The sequence below is a fragment of the Sphingomonas sp. 22R3R2A-7 genome (assembly GCF_036856055.1).
Taxonomy (GTDB): Bacteria; Pseudomonadota; Alphaproteobacteria; order Sphingomonadales; family Sphingomonadaceae; genus Sphingomonas.
Genome location: NZ_JASPFR010000001.1, coordinates 2210977 through 2228865, shown reverse-complemented (window position 1 = coordinate 2228865; position 17889 = coordinate 2210977). Strand labels below are relative to the sequence as shown.

The 17889-nt window shown below is 66.4% G+C and carries 13 protein-coding genes; 5 read left to right on the top strand and 8 right to left on the bottom strand.

The window, feature by feature from the left end; translation table 11 throughout:
* Nucleotides 1-19 precede the first annotated feature (19 nt).
* The 3 genes from QP165_RS10610 to QP165_RS10600 all read right to left on the bottom strand — a co-directional run bounded on the left by QP165_RS10610 (nucleotide 20) and on the right by QP165_RS10600 (nucleotide 3722).
* Complete coding sequence (locus QP165_RS10610) at nucleotides 20-1528, bottom strand: TolC family protein (protein WP_056018080.1); 1509 nt, start codon at nucleotides 1526-1528, stop codon at nucleotides 20-22.
* A gap of 77 nt (nucleotides 1529-1605) precedes the next feature.
* Nucleotides 1606-2589: an endonuclease/exonuclease/phosphatase family protein gene (locus tag QP165_RS10605; RefSeq protein WP_333997001.1), complete on the bottom strand. Its 984-nt coding sequence runs from the start codon at nucleotides 2587-2589 to the stop codon at nucleotides 1606-1608.
* A complete protein-coding gene (locus QP165_RS10600; RefSeq protein ID WP_333995609.1) occupies nucleotides 2589-3722 on the bottom strand; it encodes a glycosyltransferase in 1134 nt (377 codons plus the stop codon). The genes QP165_RS10605 and QP165_RS10600 overlap by 1 nt, the downstream gene beginning before the upstream one ends.
* 155 nt (nucleotides 3723-3877) lie before the next feature.
* Here QP165_RS10600 and QP165_RS10595 point away from each other — a divergent pair, with 155 nt between their 5' ends.
* A complete protein-coding gene (locus QP165_RS10595) occupies nucleotides 3878-4465 on the top strand; it encodes a polysaccharide biosynthesis/export family protein (RefSeq protein WP_056019112.1) in 588 nt (195 codons plus the stop codon).
* Nucleotides 4466-4511: 46 nt separating this feature from the next.
* Nucleotides 4512-5960: an outer membrane beta-barrel protein gene (locus QP165_RS10590; RefSeq protein ID WP_333995608.1), complete on the top strand. Its 1449-nt coding sequence runs from the start codon at nucleotides 4512-4514 to the stop codon at nucleotides 5958-5960.
* A 114-nt stretch (nucleotides 5961-6074) separates the two neighbouring features.
* Here QP165_RS10590 and QP165_RS10585 read toward each other — a convergent pair whose 3' ends face one another.
* The 5 genes from QP165_RS10585 to murB form a co-directional block, all read right to left on the bottom strand.
* Nucleotides 6075-8231, bottom strand: a complete 2157-nt coding sequence (locus QP165_RS10585; RefSeq protein ID WP_333995607.1) for a GumC family protein — start codon at nucleotides 8229-8231, stop codon at nucleotides 6075-6077.
* A 57-nt stretch (nucleotides 8232-8288) separates the two neighbouring features.
* On the bottom strand, nucleotides 8289-9680 hold the full coding sequence (locus tag QP165_RS10580) for an HlyD family type I secretion periplasmic adaptor subunit (RefSeq protein WP_333995606.1): 1392 nt from the start codon (nucleotides 9678-9680) through the stop codon (nucleotides 8289-8291).
* Nucleotides 9680-11467, bottom strand: a complete 1788-nt coding sequence (locus QP165_RS10575; protein ID WP_333995605.1) for a type I secretion system permease/ATPase — start codon at nucleotides 11465-11467, stop codon at nucleotides 9680-9682. The genes QP165_RS10580 and QP165_RS10575 overlap by 1 nt, the downstream gene beginning before the upstream one ends.
* A 48-nt stretch (nucleotides 11468-11515) precedes the next feature.
* Complete coding sequence (locus tag QP165_RS10570; RefSeq protein WP_333995603.1) at nucleotides 11516-12835, bottom strand: UDP-N-acetylglucosamine 1-carboxyvinyltransferase; 1320 nt, start codon at nucleotides 12833-12835, stop codon at nucleotides 11516-11518.
* Nucleotides 12836-12936: 101 nt separating this feature from the next.
* On the bottom strand, nucleotides 12937-13857 hold the full coding sequence (gene murB, locus QP165_RS10565; protein ID WP_333995602.1) for a UDP-N-acetylmuramate dehydrogenase: 921 nt from the start codon (nucleotides 13855-13857) through the stop codon (nucleotides 12937-12939).
* Nucleotides 13858-14067: 210 nt separating this feature from the next.
* Between murB and QP165_RS10560 the strand changes: the two genes are divergently transcribed.
* The 3 genes from QP165_RS10560 to QP165_RS10550 all read left to right on the top strand — a co-directional run bounded on the left by QP165_RS10560 (nucleotide 14068) and on the right by QP165_RS10550 (nucleotide 17710).
* Nucleotides 14068-15180, top strand: coding sequence for a glycosyltransferase family 4 protein (locus QP165_RS10560; RefSeq protein WP_333995600.1), 1113 nt, complete (start codon nucleotides 14068-14070; stop codon nucleotides 15178-15180).
* Between the two features lie 246 nt (nucleotides 15181-15426).
* The gene (locus QP165_RS10555; protein WP_056018060.1) at nucleotides 15427-16728 is read left to right on the top strand and encodes a UDP-glucose dehydrogenase family protein; all 1302 of its coding nucleotides are present in this window, start codon (nucleotides 15427-15429) and stop codon (nucleotides 16726-16728) included.
* Between the two features lies 1 nt (nucleotide 16729).
* Nucleotides 16730-17710 carry an SDR family NAD(P)-dependent oxidoreductase gene (locus QP165_RS10550; protein WP_333995597.1) on the top strand — a complete coding sequence of 327 codons (981 nt, stop codon included), beginning with the start codon at nucleotides 16730-16732 and terminating at the stop codon, nucleotides 17708-17710.
* Nucleotides 17711-17889: the final 179 nt, after the last annotated feature.

The window sequence follows — 17889 nt, the reverse complement described above, 5'->3', positions numbered from 1 at the left end:
CCGGCCATCTAGCAGGGGCTTAGCGTCGCTGCGAGGGGGCCTCGCCTTCGGGTGGTGTCGGCCGGCCGGTCGGGTCGACGGGCAGCGTGGTCGCCAGCGGACCGCTTGGCGGGGGCGCGACCGCCGCGATGACCGTCGTATCGGTGGCGGGCGGGAGGATCGGCGCGGCGCGGTTGCGGCTGCTTGGCACCTGGATACTGTCGAAAGCGCGGACGATGGCCGTGAACGGGCTCAACTGGCTCCGCTTCTGTTTTTCGAGATTGGCCGCGGAATCATAGATCGCGACCGCCTGATCGATCGCCGCCGCCTGCAACCTGCCCAGATAGGCGAGCACGTTCGCCTGTCCGGCATATTGCGAATATTGCGCGTTCGCGAGGATGAGCTGCGCGTTCAGCAACCGCTGTTCCGAATCGAGAACTTCGAAGTTCGACCGGAAGCCTTCGGCAAATCCGCGGCGGACGCCGTCGAGCGCGACCTGCGCGGCTTCAACCGCCGCCTGGCCGTTCGTCACCTGATCTTGCGACGTGATGGACTGGTTCCACGCGTTGAGCAGCGCGCTGTCGACGCTGCGCCGCGTGTCCTCGATCAGGAACGACAGCGATTGCTGGTTCGCGATCGCGGCGCGGATCTGCGACCCGACGACACCCTGATTGATCAGCGGCACGGTCACCGTCACGACGCCCGACAGCGCGCGACCCATATCGCGCACATTGTAGCTCGCGGGTGCATTATAACCGTAACGCCCCTCGGTCGCGATCGTCGGATTACGCTCCGCGCGCGCTGCCGCGACACGCGAACGTCCCGCGCGCTCGTTGAGGATCGCCTGCCAGAGGGTCGGGCTTTCCTTCTCGGCGATCTGATACGCCGTGTCGATCGACGTCGGCAGGCCCGGCAGTGCGGGCTCCGGCTCAAGCACGCCGGGGTTGCGGCCGACGACCGCTGCGAACCGCGCGCGGCTCTGTTCGAGCGACGCGCGCGCCTGCGCCAGCGACGTGCGAATGATGAGGAGCTGCGCCTGCGCCTGCGCGATATCCACCCGCGTCAGATCGCCGCCACGCTCGCGCGCCTGCGCCTGCTGGACCTGGCGTTCGTACGACCCGACCGATCGCTCTTGGATCGCGACGATCCGCGAGTCGCGCCGCACCGAGACATAGGAGTCGACGACTTCGAACAGGATGAAGTTCTCGACCTCGCGCAAGCGTTCGCGCCCCGACAGCACATCGGCTTCGGACGCCGACAGCTGTGCCGCGGTGCGGCCGCCCGTGCTCAGGATCTGCGAGACGGACACCGCCGCGCCCATCATCTTCTGATCGAACTTCTGGAAGTCGTTGAAGAAGCCCGCGCGTTGCACCTGTTCCTGATAGGAAAGGCTCGCGACGACGCCGACGTTCAACCGGTACGGGGAGGCCGCCTGGATGACCTGCTCGTCCAGAACGCGCAGCTGGGCACGTTGCGCCTCGAGGCGGGGATTGTTGCGATAGGCATCGGCGATCGCATTACCCAGCGTATCTGCCGACGCCGGTTGCACGGCGATGCCCGCAAGTAAGCACGCGCACATCAACCAACGAGCCCGCCGCATATAGATTATCCCCCTGATGTCGCACGTTAACGACAATCTTGCGTAACACAGTGGTCGGGCCCTTTCCAGACGAGTTCAATACGCAGCGGATAGTGATCGGACCCCGTCCTGGGCAGACGTCGGACGGCGCGAACGCCCCAGTCGGGACCTGCGAAAAGATGGTCGATCGGCAGCACGGGGACCGGCACGGCATGGCCGGAAAAGTCGGCGGGAAACGAGAACAGGCCGCGCGTCACGCGACGCATCGGCGCTACGGCGGCGTCGAAATCCCGCATCGCGGCCGACCATGGGACCAGGTTGAAATCGCCCGCGACGACGAGCGACCGGGTTCCCACGCGGGCTGCCGCCTCGGCAAGCGCACGGCGTGCCTCGCTCTGTCCCTCGAGAGTCAGCCGGCGGGACAGGTGGACGCTGGCCAGCACGAATCCCCCGGTCACGCCCGGCAGCCTGACGCGCGTCTGGACCAGTCCCGGCCCGAACGGCTTGCCGGTCTCGTCGCGGAATCGATAGCGGACGCGCGTGAGCGGGATCCGCGAGAAGATCGCCAGCGAACAGGGTTTGCGACACTCGCTCGCATAGGGAAAGCTGCGACGCAGCTGTCCCAGATAGGGACGAACCGTGCCTTCGGTCTCCTGAAGGATGAGGATGTCCGCATCGCTCGCGGCCAGCGTGGCGATGGTGCCCGCAGGGTCGGCGTTGCGCACGGCGATATTGTGCGTGATGATCACGAGGCCCCGGCCGGGCGTCGAGACCTTCGGGGCGTCGCGCCACTCATAGGCAAAGGTCGCCGTCGCGATCCCGAGCGCGATCATGGCGATCGCGGTGAGCATGACGGAGCGCCGCCAGGCGAAGCCGATCGCGAGGACCGCGAGCACGGGCGCGACCGGCAGCGCCGCTGCGGCGATGTCTGCGGCGGCGATCCAGTCACCCGCCCATGGCGCAAGCGACAGGAGCAGGGCCGCGGTGGCCGCAACCGCCGCGATCGCCGTCGCAACGCCGCGCAGGATCATCACCGCCGGGTCGCGAGCGCGTCGTCGATCACTGCCCAGTAGCGCTCGACCGCGTGCGCGACGCTGAAGTCGCGCACGCGCGCGCGACCCGCCGCGGCCAATGCCGTACGCCGGGCGGGGTCGGCCATCATCCGGAACGCCTCGGTCATCGCCGCGAGATCGTCGACGGGGACGAGCAGCCCCCCTCGACCCTGACCAGGAACGACGTTGCCCGGCGCGATCGATACGTCGAGCACCTCGGAAGGCCCGGAACGACAATCCGTCGCCACGACGGGGACCCCCGCCGCGAGCGCCTCGACAAGCGCGTTGGGAAATCCCTCCGCATTCGAGCTGAGCACCAGAAACTGCGCCTTGCCGACGATCGCATACGGATTCTCGGCAAATCCCGGCAGCACCAGCCGCGCGCCAAGGCCGAGCGAGTCGCCCAGCGCGCGCAGCGCGGCGTGATCCGGTCCCTGACCCAGGATCACCAGGTTTCCCGCGAGTCCGGAGGCGGCGAAGGCCCGGATCGCCAGCGGAAAGTTCTTGTTCGTCACCAGCCGTCCCATCGCGACGACGAACGGTACGGCGCTATGGTCGTTGGCGGGCTCGGCTGCCAGCGCTTCGATCCGGTCGGTGTCGATCGGATTGGCGATCGCCACGACCCGGTCGGCGCGGACGCCGAAATCCTCGACCAGCGTATCGCCGACGCCTTGCGACACGGCGATGATCCGCGTCGCGCGCGGATAGGCGAGGCGGACCATCGCCTTGCTCGCGGTGGCGGCACGCCCCTCGCCGAGATGCGCGGTGGTATTGACCCGCTCGCTCAAGATGAAGGGACGGCGACGCAGCGTCATCGCCGCGGCGGTCGCGACATTTGCCCGGGTAAGAAACGACAGCGCGACGTCCGGCTTTTCGCGGCGCACGACACCCGTCAGCCCCGCGATGCTCGCGGCGAAGCCATGTTTGCAGTCGAGCCGGTGGACGCGGATCCAGTCGGGGAGGGCATAGGCCTCCTCGTCGCGGTCGAGCAGCGCAATCGCGCAGTCATAGTCGCGCGCACGCGCTTCCGATCCTCCGAGCAACGTCGCCATCACGCGCTCGGCGCCGCCGCCCGCAAGCGAATTGATCGCGAATAAAACCTTGCGTCGCATCGCGTTCCTCCTTGGCCCGATGTTCGCCTAGCCATGCCATGCCGTCGTGGCAATCGACCCATTACGGTCATTCCGGTCGTGAATCGTCGCGGTATCTCTATGGCGCTTGGTCACGCGGTCAGTATAGACAAACGCTGATATTCAAGGAGGGCTGGATGACTGCGATCAGTGCGGCACGCAAGTTTGCGGGTTTCGGAGCGGCGGTGGCGACGCTGCTGGCGGTGGCCGGTTGCGCGACGCAGCCCAAGACGCCGTTGACCGCCGAACAGATCAACGCCCGCGTCGACGTCTATCGACTGGGCCTCGGCGACAAGGTGCGCGTCAACGTCTTCGGCGAGCCCGCGTTGAGTGGCGAGTTCCAGGTGTCGGGCAATGGCGCGATCACCATGCCGCTGATCGGCGACGTCAAGGCCGTGGGCCTGACCGCGCGCGAGATGGAAGCGGCGCTGGTCGCACGCTACGCCGCCGGCTATCTCAAGGACCCGAAGATCGCGGTCGAAGTCTACGATTTCCGGCCCTATTTCGTACTGGGTGAAGTGGCCAAGCCAGGCCGTTATCCAGCCGGCGAAGACGCGACGATCCTCGGCGCGATCGCGACGGCAGGCGGGTTCACCTACCGCGCGAACAAGAACAAGGTGTTCGTCCGTCGTGCGGGCGATACCGCCGAGCACGAAGTCGACATCAACGCCAATCTGAAGGTCCTCCCGGGCGACGTGCTCCGCGTGGGCGAGCGGTACTTCTGAGTCCTGCGGCGTTCCGGGCGGTCAAACATTAACTGAGGCAATGCGCGTGCGACACAGGACACAGGGGCGGCGGTCGGCACTCTTCGTTGCGGGGCTTGCGGTCGGCGCGATACCGGGGGTGGTAACCGCGCAGGATCAGGTCGCTGACGGAACGCCGGCAATTCTGTCGGAGACGGCACCGCAGGCGACACCGCTTACGCTGCCGGGAGGCGATCGCTCCGACGCCCCGGCGATCGGGACGGGCTCGCTCGCGCTGCCCCGCGGCGATGTGATCGGCTTTCGCAACGACTCCGTCTTGCCATCCGCCAAGCGCACGGTGAATGGCGTCACGGTCGCCGCGCGGTCGCGGCCGGAATTCGATCCGTCGGGAATCCAGCTCGGCAGCTTCACGCTCTTTCCCGCGCTGACCGCGCGGGGCGGCTATGACAGCAACGTCTATGTGCAGCAGGACGGCGTATCCGACGCCTATGGCATCCTGCGTGCGGACGTCGCGCTGAAGTCGAACTGGGGGCGGAACTCGCTGAGCTTCGACGGCTATGTCAACGAACGGGCCTATAGCAAATTCGTCACTGAGAGCGGGATCACGTATCGCGGCCGCGTACGGTCGCGATATGACATCGCCGAGGATTCCGCGATTTCCGCCGACGTCCAGCATGAGCGCGCGTTTGTCCGCCGCGGCGGCACCGGCGATCTGATCCTGACGCGTCAACCCGTTCGCTATACGCTGACGAGTGGCCAGCTTTCCGGCACCAAGGAATTCGGCCATTTGACGACGCAGCTGACGGGTTTTGCCGGCCGCTACAATTATGAGGACGCCGAACGTCCGACCGGCGAGCCCGTCGATCAGCAATATCGCGACTACAGCCTGTACCGCGGATCCGCCGAACTCGGCTATCGCACGGGTGCCGGCCCGATATTCTTCCTATCGGCCACGGGTGACATGCGCCGCTTCCGTCTGCCGCGCGGGCCGATCCTGCGCGATGCGGATGGTATCGAGGTTCTCGGCGGGGTCAGCAGCGAAATCACCCCGCTGCTCCGCGGACGTCTCGGCCTCGGGTACATCTATGCGGACTTCAAGGATCCCAACATCGAGTCGCGCGGTGCGCTCGGGTTCCAGGCGGATCTCGACTATCTCGTGACCGAGCTCACGACCGTGAAGTTCAGCGCGCAACGCTATTTCCAGAACGTCGCGGCGGCGGTCTCGCCTGCCGCGCTGGCCACCGAATTCGACATCGGCGTCGACCATGAGCTGCTGCGCAACGTGATCCTGTCCAGCTCGCTGTCATACCGCCAATCGAAGTTCGTCATCCTCGATACGACGTCGAAGGGCTATGGCCTCGAGGGCGGCGTCCGCTGGCTGGTGAGCAAGCATCTCCGCGCGGACGCGTCGGCGAGCTATCGCAACCGTAAGGGCAATGGGGAGATCCTCGGCATTCCGGCCGCCCGGACCTTCAACCAGTTGCAGGCGACGTTCGGCTTCACCATCACGCCGTAAGTCCCAAATCGGCGCACGCACCCCCTCGAAGAAGCGCCGCCCTCACGCCAAAAAATACGGGCCGGGAAATGTGATTTCCCGGCCCGTATTCGTTTTCGATCCTGGCTGAGCTCGTCAGCCCGCTTCGGCGTAGTATCCCTTGAAGCGATGATAATAGGACATCTCGTCGCCGAACCCTGCGCGCGACTGCTGTTTGAGATTAACCTGCGAGAGCGCGACGCCGTAGATCTTGGCGCCTTCGCGCGCGAGCATATCGACCGCAAGCTCGCTCGCATTCGCCGGAGTCTTGCGCCACCGCGTCACGAACAGCACGCCGTCGGCCATCGCCGCGATCGCGCGTGCCTCGGCCAGTGGCAACACAGGTGGCGTATCGAGCAGCACCAGGTCGAACCGTTCGGAGAGCGACTGGATCAGCGAGAACATCGCCTGCGACGCGACCAGTTCGTAGTTCATCGACTTGGTGTTGCTCTGCGGCAGGATATACGCACCCGACGCCGTGTCGTGGAGCAGCGCCTTGTCGAGCTGCGCGGTGCCGTCGAGCACCTCGATCAGGCCGACTGCCGTGTCATTGGTGACCGAGCGGCTGAAGGTGCGACGCCGGACGTCGCAATCGATGACGACGACCTTTGCGCCCGCCAGCGCGGCGGAGCGGGCGAGGCAGATCGATATCGTCGTCTTGCCTTCGCCGGGCAGTGCCGACGAGACCGCGAGCGACCGAACGACCTGATCGGGGCGGCCGATCTTCAACGCGGACCGGATGCTGCGGAACGATTCGCTGAACAACGACCCCTGGTTCTCGACGAGGAAATTCGCTGGCGCCATCGGATCGCGCTTCGAAATCCGCGCGCCCGGGATCGTTGCGAGGTCGGGAACGGTCCCGATCACGGGCACATGAAGCCGCGCCTCGACCTGGCGTCGGTTCTGGAAGCCGCTTTCGAGCAGCTCGAGCAGCAATACGACGCCGACCGCGGCGAGCAGCGACGCGAGAATGCCGCCAGCGCCGAACACCGCGGCGTTGGGGAAGACCGGTCCGCCGGGGACCATCGCACGCGAGATCACCGAAGCATTGCTCTTGTCGGTGCCTTCACCGGCGACCGACTGGCGATACCGGTCGAGGAACGCCTGATAGAGGCCGCGCGCCGAGTCGGCGTTGCGCTGCAGCTCGTTCAGCTGGACCGAGGCACGGTTGCCCGCCTGCAGCCCGCCCTGTGCGCGGTCGAGCGAGGAGCGGATCGCCGATGTCCGGCCCGCCGAGACGCGCGCGTCGGCCACGAGACCGGCGAGCGTCCGGCGGGTTTCGTCGCGGATGCTGTTGTTGACGTCGGCATATTGCCGGTCGAGCTTGGCAAGATCGGGATGCAGCGGGCCGTACCGCCCCGCCAGGTCCGCGCGCTGTGCGCTCAGCTGCGCCTGCTGCTGGCGCAGGCCGCGGATCACCGGCGACCCGAAGTCCGCCGCCGCATTGCCGCCGCCGCTGCGCGCCGCGCGCAACCGGGCTTCGGCCGCTGCCTGGTCGGCCTGCGCGGTCGCCAATTGCGTGTTCAGGAACGACAGTTCCTGCTGCACCGCCGTGCTGTCCTTCTGCACGTCGATCAGGTTGGTGTTCGCGCGGTACTGCGCCTCTGCCGTTTCAGCGCGGATGACCTCGTCGCGCAGTCGCGACAGGCGTTCGCGCAGCAGCTTGTTGTCGTTCGTCCGCGAGTCGACCTTGGTGTCGCGCTGGCTCGCGATATATTCGTCGACCAGCGCGTTCACCACCGCGGCGGCGTGCTTGGGGTCCGTCCAGGTGAAGCTCGTGTCGATCGCATAGGACAGGCCGGTACGCTTGACCGCCAGCCCGCTCTGGACCTTCGAGATTGCCCGCGATCGCGCCGCAGCCGGCGAGAGGACGGGGCCGTCGATCGCCTGACCAAAGCCGGGTTCGCGCTGCAGATTGAGCGTGTCGACCACACGTGCGGCGAGCGAGGGCGATGTCAGCACCTCGACCGCGGTGTCGACGGTGGGTGAATCGGTCGGCAGCTCCTGGTTGGGAGACTGGCCAGCGATGATCTGATCCGCGCGCCGGTCGAGCGCGATGCTCGCCGTGCCCATGTAGCGCCGCGGCACCATCGTATAGGCGACGGCGGTCAGCACGAGGATGATCACGACCGTTGCGACGATCCACCAGCGGCGACGTCGGGCGATCCCGAAGATCCGGTGCAGATCGATCAGCCGGGCGTCGGACTCGCCCTCGTGCAGCTCGTCCGACAGCGTATTCGTCTTTGCGGCCATGCGCGTGTCACCATTCATCACAAGAGCATTCCCGGAAGCCTACCGTGAACCCGACAATCACCGTTCATGCAACGACCGGGAGAAGGCTTCGGTAAGCGGATCGAAAAAATATTGCAGTGCGGTACGCTTACGCAACTTGACCAGCACCTGAACGGGTACGCCGGCACGAACGCCGGTATCCTCGCCGCGGATCTTCTTGAGCAGATCCAACTGCGACTTCGGTACCACGACTTCGGCGCTATAGTAAGTATGGCCACTCTGCTCGTCGCGAAGGCTGTCCGCCGAGACGTTGCGAACCGTTCCAAGCAGGATCGGCAGGTCGCGTTCGTGGATCGACAGGAACTTCACTTCGGCTTCGCGTCCCTCATAGACGCCGTCGATGTCGTTCGGCTGGAAGTTCGCCTTGACGATCAGCGGCGCTGCATCCGGAACGATGTCGAGAATGGGCTGCGCGGGCTGGACGACGCCCCCGACCGAAAAGACCCGCAGGCCGACGACTCTGCCCGCCATCGGTGCACGGATGACGGTGCGTTCCAACTGTTCTCTCGCGGCGATCCATTTCGGCATCACTTCGTTCAGCTGGAACTGCGTATCGCGCAGGATGCTGGCACTGTCGTCAATCGACTTGCGCTCGGTCTGGATGATCTGCTGGCGCGTCTCGCCGATCTGCTCGCGCGATGCGGCCGCACGTGCAGCATAATCCGCGTTGGCGCCGTTGATTTCGGCCACCGCGCGCTCGAGCGCGCTGACCGAGTTGCGCGAGACATAGCCTTCGTCGGCGAGCTTGCGGGTCCGGTCGAGCTGTGCCTGGAGCGAGGCACGCTGGGCGGCGCTGGCACCGGCCTGCGCGTTATACCCGCCCGACTGCTTGGAAACCTGCGCTTCCTGCTGTTGCAGGACGTTGCGGCTCGACGCCAGCAGGCTCTGCCGCGATGCGCGCTGGGCGATCTGGAGCTGCATCGCCTTGGCGACCAGCGCCCGGTCATCGCCGGTCGCTGCGGCGAACGAGGCAGGCCACTGGATCGGGCCACCGCGGATATCCGCCTCGAGGCGCGCCTTCTGCGCCTGAAGGTCGATGACGCTGTTCGCCAGCGCGCGTTCGGTCGCCGCCACCTCGGCGCCCGACAGGCGGATCAGGATCTGGCCCGCCTTGACGTGCTGCCCCTCACGGACGTCGAGCTGCTGCACGTTGCCGCCGTCGCGATGCTGCACGGTCTGGCGGTTGCCGGCGACCGAGACCTGGCCCTCGCCATAGGCGGCGGCGTCGAGCCGCGCGAAACTCGCCCAGCCGATCAGGATGATGAAGAACAGGACCGCGACGAGACCGCCGATCCAGAGCGCGTCGCGCGGTGAATCCTCGAGTTCGGGTGTCGCCGGAACGGGTCTGGTGGTTTGCACCAGCTCCTGCGACTTGGCCGTGACGGGGCCTACGAGTTCGCCTTCGCTCATCAATTCGCTCCTTCGAGCCGGCGGTCGCCGTCGTCGTTATGGCCCGCGTCGGTACCCGCAGCCGCGCCGTCGGGCTGCTCGCCGACTGGCGTCGATTGCGGACGCAGCGCGTCCTCGCGGTTCGCAAAAAGCTGAACTTCGCCGTCGCGGAGCAGCAGGATCTTGTCGACCGCCTGCAACAGCCCGGTGCGATGCGTCGACACGATCACCGTCGCGCCGCGTTTGCGCAATTCGCCGAGCGTGTGCATCAGCCGCGATTCGCCGTTCATGTCGAGATGCGCGTTCGGCTCGTCGAGGAACAGCAGCGACGGGCTGTCGAACAGCGCGCGCGCGAGTGCCACGACCTGCCGCTGGCCGGCGGACAGGCCACCGCCCTCGCGGATCACCAGGCGCGTATCATAGCCTTCGGCGAAGTGCAGGATAAGCTCGTGCGCGCCGGCCAGCTGCGCGGCATGGACGACCTTGAGGTCCAGCGCTTCGCCACCGCCCTCAACCGCCGCCTGGAAGCGAGAGATGTTGGCGTGGACCGTCGCCGGGAACAGCGTCGGGGTCTGCGGCATATAGCCGACATGCCGGCCGAGGTCCTCGCGGTTCCAGTCGTCGAGGCGCGCATCATCGATGCGGACCTCGCCCTCGTCGGGTTCGAGACCGCCTGAGAGAACGCGCAGCAACGTCGATTTGCCCGCGCCGCTCGGGCCGATGAGCGCGACGATCTGGCCAGGCTCGACGACGAAGTTGATGTTCTTGAGCAGTACGCGGTCGCTGCCGGGCGCGCGCACGGTAAGGTTCGAGACCTCGACCTTGCCGCGCGGGGCGGGCAGCGCGGTGCGCGCGATCGTGATGTCGGGAAGCTTGCAGAATTCGTCGAGCCCGCGATAGGCGTTGCGCGCGCCCAGCACGTTCTTGAGCGCATTGAGGATCTGCTCGACCGGCTGGAGCGCGCGACCCAGGATCAGCGAAGCGGCGAAGATCGACCCTGCCGAGATGCTCTGGTTGATCGCGAGCCACGCACCAAGCGCCAGCGCGAGCGACTGGAACAGCAGGCGCAGGAACTTGGTGATCGCAAGGAACGTCCCCGAGCTTTCGGCGACTTCGCCTTGGCGGCGGACAAGATCGGCGCGCTCATGCAGATGACGGCGCACCAGCGCTTCGCGCATGCCGAGCGACCGTGCGACCTCCGAGGCCTGGATCGAATAATCCTGCGACCGATAGGACGCGTTGGAGCGCAGCGTGGTCTCGCTGACACCCTTGCGGGTGGCAAAGTCGCTGGCAATGGCGACCGCGGTCAGCAGCAGCGTCGCGACGAGCGCCAGCGCGCCGATCCACGGATGCAGCAGGAAGCAGATCAGGATGTAGATCGGTGCCCATGGCGCGTCGAAGATCGCGATGATCGCCGGACCGGTCAGCGTTCCGCGCAACGTATCGAAATCGCGCATCGCCGTGGCGCGCTGCAGCGCGGTCGCGCCGCCCGCACCGAGGATGCGGTGCAGGATGTTCGATGCCGCCATCCGCTCGAGCCGGACGCTCGCGCGCAGCAACAGTCGCATGCGCACCGAGTCCAGGATCGCGAAGACGCAGAGCGAGACCGTCAGGATCAGCGTGAGGACGAACAGCGTCGCCCCGCCGCGCGTCGGCACGACCCGGTCATAGACCTGGAGCATGAAGATCGACGGGACGAGGTAGAGGATGTTGATGAGGCCGCTGAACAGCCCCGCGAACAGGAAGTGTCGTTTGCAGGCGCGCAACGCAGCACGCAGCGGATTCAGATCGTACAAGCCATCCGTCATGCGGAAATCCAATAGTAGAGCGGCCGAGGCAACTTATTGCTCAGCGTCTTAGCATGCATTTGTATATGCCAGGTTAGCGCCAAGTTCATGCGCTTTCCGCGCAAAATCATTATAGCCGCGTTCGATCTGCCACGCGTCGGCAATCCGGGTTTCGCCGCGGGCGACCATGCCGAGCAGCGCAAGCGCCGCGCCGCAGCGCAGATCGAGCGCGCGGACATCGGCTCCCTCGATGGCGGCCCCTCCCGTAATGTGCGCGGCGCCGTCACGCACTTCGCTCGAAACGCCCATCCGGGCGAATTCGTCGAGATAGCCATAGCGTCCCGCAAACCGTAGATCGACCAGCCGGGAAACGCCGCGCGCGCACGCGCCCATCGCTGCGAACAGCGGCTGCATGTCCGAATTGATCCCCGGATAGGGGCCTGTGCTGATCTCGACGGGGTAGGGGCGGCCCGAACGGACGATCGCCACGGGGCCGTCGCGAAAGATCCTGGCGCCGCTTTCGCGCAGGAAGATCAGCGGGACTTCGAGATCCTCGAACGGAAAATCGACGATCTCGACATCGCCGCCGGTCATCACCGAGCCGATCAGCCAGGTCATCGCTTCCATGTTGTCGGGCATGACGCGGTGCGTGATGCCGCCGAGCGTCGGCGCGCCGTCGATGACGATGCTTTCCTGGCCGTTGATCGTGATCGCCGCGCCCATCGACCGGAGGAACCGGGCGAGGTCGATGATCTCGGGGCGGATATGCGGGTTCCACAGCGTGGTTCGCCCCTTCGCCAGCGACCCGGCGATGAGCGCATTCTCCGTCGCGCCCGTCGAGCGCAGCGGCAACGTGATCTCGGCACCGCGCAGGCCATCGGGCGCCTCCGCATGCAGCATGCCGTTTTCTTCCCAGACGCGCGCGCCGAGCCTGGTCAGCACCAGTTCGTGGAGATCGTATTTGCGATCGCCAAGGTCGCAGCCGCCGGGCGCGGGGACGGCGCCGGCGCCGGTCCGCGCGACCATCGCGCCGAGAATGAGCAGGGTGTTGCGGATCGAGCGGCCCTGCCATGCCAGCGTCGACGATGGCGGCGCCGTTTCGGCCTCGATCACGAGCGTCTCGCCGATCACGCGACAGGTCTTGCCGAGCGTCTCGAGCATCCCGACATGAACGATGGCGTCGAGCAGTTCGCCGGGATAGTTGTGAAGGACGATCCGCTCGCGCGTCAGCAGCGACGCGGCAAGCAGCCGCAGGACGCTGTTCTTCGCGCCGCTGACGCGGACCTGGCCACGCAATTGCGACGGCCGGACGGTCAGGATCCGCGTATCGCCTTCGCCGTCGCGCGACATGGCGGGCACCTCGGCCGAGTGCCGCGTTACAATAGTCACGTCGTCGCGCTCCATCTCTCGAGCATAGCCCTGGCGAGCCCTGCCCATCCGCGCGCCCGTCGCGCCCCTACGTCATGATCGGTGAACGAAGCGAGTCCGCCTTAAGTCCCTCGGATTTCATGTGCCGCAGTCACGGCTCCGTTCGGCGCGACATAGCGCACTTCGGCCTGCATCGCTACGCCGGTCATCGCCGCGACGCGATCGCGCGCCAGCGTGATGAGCGACAGCACGTCGCGCGCGGTTGCGCCGCCCCGGTTGACGATGAAATTGGCGTGGTCGGGGGAGAACTGGGCGCTGCCCTGCGTCGCGCCTTTCAGTCCCGCCAGTTCGATGGCCTGGCCGGGTGGGCCGATCTTCTGGTAGAGCGCAGGGTCGCTGACGAAGACCGAGCCGCAATTGGCGTGGATGCGGGGAAACTTTGCGCGTCGTGCCGCCAGGATCGCGATCGCCTCGCGGCGGGACTCCTCGGACGCGCGGTGCGGCAGCAGAAAGCCCGCGCGCGCGACGACGAGGCTGCCGTCCTGCAGCCGCGATCGCCGGTATCCGAAGTTCAGCTGATCGCGATCGAGCCGGTGCAGCACGCCATCGCGATCGAAGGCGTCGACCCATTCGACATGATCGCCGATCCCCTTGCGCTGGCTGCCGCCGTTCATCGTGACGAGCCCGCCCAGCCGACCGGGGATGCCGATCGCATGGATGACGCCGCCCAGTCCCGCGCCGATGGCGAGGCGTACGAAACTCGGCACCCAGAGCCCGGCCTCCGCCTCGATCCGGCCGGGCCCGCTATGTCGTACCGCCGCGATCGCCGGGCCGATGCGAATGACCGTGCCGCGAAACCCTTCATCGGCAAACAGCAGGTTCGTGCCGTCACCGATGATGATGACCGGCTTGCCCAGATCCCGTGCGGCGACCAGTGTCAGGCCCAGCGACCGTGTCGATGTCGGCGTCAGGACAAGATCCGCCGGGCCGCCGATCCGCCAGCGGCCGAGCGTCGACAGCGGGACGTGTGCGCGCGCCGTCACGCCCTCTATCGGTTGGAAATCAGGGGGAGGGGAGTGCATGAAGCCCGATCCGGCGCGATGGAAGAGTAGCCGCGTGCATACACGGCATTTGCGCGTGTCCAAACCCGGCGGGTTCACGCCGCGTTGACGACTTTGGCGCTAGTGCCTAGGTTCCCGCGCTGCCCACTGGCATCGTCGCGTTGGCGCGGATCAAACGGAGCGGCGTGATCAATGCGAGTATTCGTAACAGGGCTGCGCGGCATCCCTGACATCATGGGCGGCGTCGAAAGCCACTGCGAGGAACTCTATCCCCGCGCGCTGTCACAGTCGCCACGGCTCGACGTCACGATCCTGGCGCGGCGGCCCTATGTGAACCGCGCGCCATTCGACCATGACGGCCTCCATGTCGTCCCGCTGCCATCGACACGCAACGCACGGCTCGAAGCGATCGTCGGTACGTTCTTCTCCGTGCTCCATGCGCGACGGCAGCGGGCGGATCTCATCCATATCCATGCGGTCGGGCCCGCGCTGCTGACGCCGCTTGCCCGGATCCTCGGGCTGCGCGTGGTGGTGACGCATCACGGCGAGGACTATGCACGGGCGAAATGGGGACGATTTGCGCGCATCATGCTGCGGCTCGGCGAAAAGGCCGCGTTGCGGTTCGCGCAGGCGATCATCGTCGTCGCGCCGTCGCTGCGCGAGACGCTGGCGCGCGAGAACCCTGCTGCGCGCGACCGGCTGGTCTATATCCCGAACGGCACGTCGCGGCTTCCCGAGCAGGGGTCGGCCGCCGATGAGGTGCTCGCGACCGCGGGCTTCGTGCCCGGCGACTATTTCCTGACGGTGGGGCGACTCGTCCCCGAAAAGGCGGTCGACCAATTGATCGAGGCGGTTCGCCGCATGCCGGGTGCAAAGCTTCTGGTGGTTGGCGGCTCGGATCATGAGAGCGCCTTTGCCGACCGTGTTCGCGCGATGGCGGACGCCGACGTCGTCTTTGCGGGCGTGCAGACGCGCGCGACCCTGCGCGACCTGTACCAACGCTGTCGCCTGTTCGTTCTGCCGTCACTCCACGAGGGGCTGCCCATCGCCGCGCTCGAGGCGGGCTCGGTGGGCGCGCCGATGCTGTTGAGCGATATTCCGGCGAACACGGACATCGGCCTGCCGGCGCACCATTATTTCCGCACGGGATCGATCGACGATCTTGCGACCAAGCTGGCGGCGCCGGCCGAGACCTATGCCATCGATCCCGCCGCCCTGCGGTTGCGGTTCGACTGGAACGGCATCGCTGCGCAGACCCTGGCGGTGTACGACCGCGTCGCGAGCGGAAAAGCGCCACGCGAATGACGCTCCAATCCCGTCGCATGTGTGCGCGGGAAAGCGGTTCAGACGTCTGACGGATGTGACTCCAGCGGCCATCCTATTCCGCCCCTGCGCAATGTTTTGCACCGGGCGCGCTGTGTCTTTGTTGTACAGTCGACTCGGCGAACAGGCGTTGCGTCACTGCACGTAATCTGCAATTCCGCGGCGCAGCATTGTCCGACCGGGGCGAGTCTGGACCCGGACGGTCGCGATACAAGGCTTTTAATCTTCATGCGCATTACGATGATCGGTTCGGGGTATGTCGGGCTCGTTTCCGGAGCCTGCTTCGCAGATTTCGGGCACGACGTGGTTTGTGTCGACAAGGACAAGTCGAAGATCGACGCTCTGCTCGCCGGTCGCATGCCGATCTTCGAGCCCGGCCTCGATCACCTCGTCGGCTCCAACGTCGCCGCGGGCCGCCTAAGCTTCACGACCGACCTTGCCGAAGGGGTGAAGGACGCGGACGCGGTCTTCATCGCGGTCGGTACGCCGTCGCGCCGCGGCGATGGCCACGCCGATCTTCGCTATGTCTACGCCGCCGTCGAAGAGGTCGCGATGTCGATCCAGGGCTTCACGGTCATCGTCGACAAGTCCACCGTGCCCGTCGGCACCGGTGACGAGGTCGCACGGCTGATGGCAGCGGCGAACCCCGATGCCGATTTCGCGGTCGTCTCCAATCCCGAATTCCTTCGCGAAGGCGCGGCGATCGACGATTTCAAGCGGCCCGACCGCATCGTCATCGGCGGCGACAACGAGCGCGCGATGCAGGTAATGCGCGACATTTATCGTCCGCTGCACATCAACAAGTCGCCGATCGTCGAGATGAGCCGTCGCGGTGCCGAGCTCACCAAATATGCCGGCAACGCGTTCCTCGCGACCAAGATCACGTTCATCAACGAGATCGCGGACCTGTGTGAAAAGGTCGGCGCGGACGTGCAGGACGTCGCGCGCGGCATCGGTCTGGACGGTCGCATCGGTGGCAAGTTCCTCCACGCCGGTCCCGGCTATGGTGGTTCATGCTTCCCCAAGGACACGCTGGCGCTGCTGAAGACGGCGCAGGATTACGAGGCGCCGCAGCGCATCGTCGAGGCGGTCGTCGCGGTGAACGACAACCGCAAGCGTGCGATGGGCCGCAAGGTGATCGCGGCGATGGGCGGCGATGTTCGCGGCAAGACCGTCGCGGTGCTGGGCCTGACGTTCAAGCCGAACACCGACGACATGCGCGACAGTCCCGCGATTGCCGTCGTCCAGACGCTGCAGGACGCCGGCGCGACGATTCGTGCCTATGATCCGGAGGGCACCGAGCAGGCGCAGAAGGTCCTGACCGACGTGGCGTATTGCGAGAATGCGTACGAGACGATGGAAGGCGCCGATGCGCTCGTGATCGTCACCGAATGGGATGCGTTCCGTGCGCTCGACCTGCCACGCGTCAAGTCGCTGCTGAGCGAGCCGATCCTGGTCGATCTGCGCAACATCTATCCGCGCGACATGGTCGAGTCGGCCGGGTTCACCTATCACGCGGTTGGCCGCTGATATGACTGCACCGGTTCTGGTCACCGGCGTGGCGGGTTTCATCGGCCACGCGACGGCCCACCGTCTGCTCGACCGCGGCGAGCAGGTGATCGGGATCGACATCGTCAACGATTACTATGACCCGGCGCTCAAGCATGCGCGTCTCGCGACGTTCGAGGGGCGTGAAGGCTTCCGGTTCGAGCAGGTCGACATCGCCGACGCCGATGCGGTGGCGGCGATCGTCCGCGACGCACGCGTGACCCGCGTGGTCCATCTCGCGGCGCAGGCGGGCGTCCGCTACAGCATCGAGAACCCGTTCGCGTATGAGCGGTCCAACCTCGCGGGCCATCTTTCGGTGATGGAAGCGTGTCGGCACGCGCCGGGGTTCGAGCATCTCGTCTATGCCTCGTCGAGCTCGGTCTATGGCGATCGTCTCATGGGCGGGCAGGGGTTCAGCGAGGACGAGCCCGCAATGGAGCCGGTTTCGCTCTATGCGGCAACGAAGCGCGCCTGCGAGCTGATGAGCGCGGCCTATACGAAGCTTTATGGCGGTCCGCAGACCGGATTGCGGTTCTTCACCGTGTACGGCCCCTGGGGGCGACCCGACATGGCCTATTTCTCGTTCACGCAGAAGATCCTCGCGGGCGAGACGATCGAGGTGTTCGGCGAAGGCAAGATGGCGCGCGATTTCACCTATATCGATGATATCGTGGACGGCATTCTCGGCGCGCTGGACAACCCGCCGGCGCGGCACGGCCACCGTATCCTCAACATCGGCGGCAGCCAGCCGGTCGGGCTGATGGAAATGATCACCTCGCTCGAGTCGGCGATCGGCCGCAAGGCGAACATGATCATGAAGCCGATGCAGCCGGGCGACGTCACCGCGACCTATGCCGACGTGTCCAAGCTGAAGGCGCTTTGCGGGTTCGAAGCCAAGACGCAGCTTCCCGAGGGCCTCGCGCGCTTCGCGGCATGGTACAAGGACTATGTCGGCGCGCGTTGAGCCCCCGTGCCACGCGCGCGATCGAGCTTGAGACTCGCTGATCGGACGGTATCGGGTCTGATCTGATCATCGCCGGCGGCATGCCGCAAAGCGCGCGGCCGCCGGTTTAGTGCACGATCCCGCATCGTCATGCCTCGACGCCATGCAAAAAAACGAAGCCGCCCTGACTGAGCGGCTTC

Bases quoted from the DNA above. Each gene is read 5' to 3' on its own strand.
- QP165_RS10600 (WP_333995609.1), bottom strand. From the start codon at position 3,722: ATGCGACGCAAGGTTTTATTCGCGATCAATTCGCTTGCGGGCGGCGGC.
- QP165_RS10605 (WP_333997001.1), bottom strand. From the start codon at position 2,589: ATGATCCTGCGCGGCGTTGCGACGGCGATCGCGGCGGTTGCGGCCACC.
- QP165_RS10575 (WP_333995605.1), bottom strand. From the start codon at position 11,467: ATGACGGATGGCTTGTACGATCTGAATCCGCTGCGTGCTGCGTTGCGC.
- QP165_RS10585 (WP_333995607.1), bottom strand. From the start codon at position 8,231: ATGGCCGCAAAGACGAATACGCTGTCGGACGAGCTGCACGAGGGCGAG.
- QP165_RS10595 (WP_056019112.1), top strand. From the start codon at position 3,878: ATGACTGCGATCAGTGCGGCACGCAAGTTTGCGGGTTTCGGAGCGGCG.
- QP165_RS10560 (WP_333995600.1), top strand. From the start codon at position 14,068: ATGCGAGTATTCGTAACAGGGCTGCGCGGCATCCCTGACATCATGGGC.
- QP165_RS10580 (WP_333995606.1), bottom strand. From the start codon at position 9,680: ATGAGCGAAGGCGAACTCGTAGGCCCCGTCACGGCCAAGTCGCAGGAG.
- QP165_RS10555 (WP_056018060.1), top strand. From the start codon at position 15,427: ATGCGCATTACGATGATCGGTTCGGGGTATGTCGGGCTCGTTTCCGGA.
- QP165_RS10550 (WP_333995597.1), top strand. From the start codon at position 16,730: ATGACTGCACCGGTTCTGGTCACCGGCGTGGCGGGTTTCATCGGCCAC.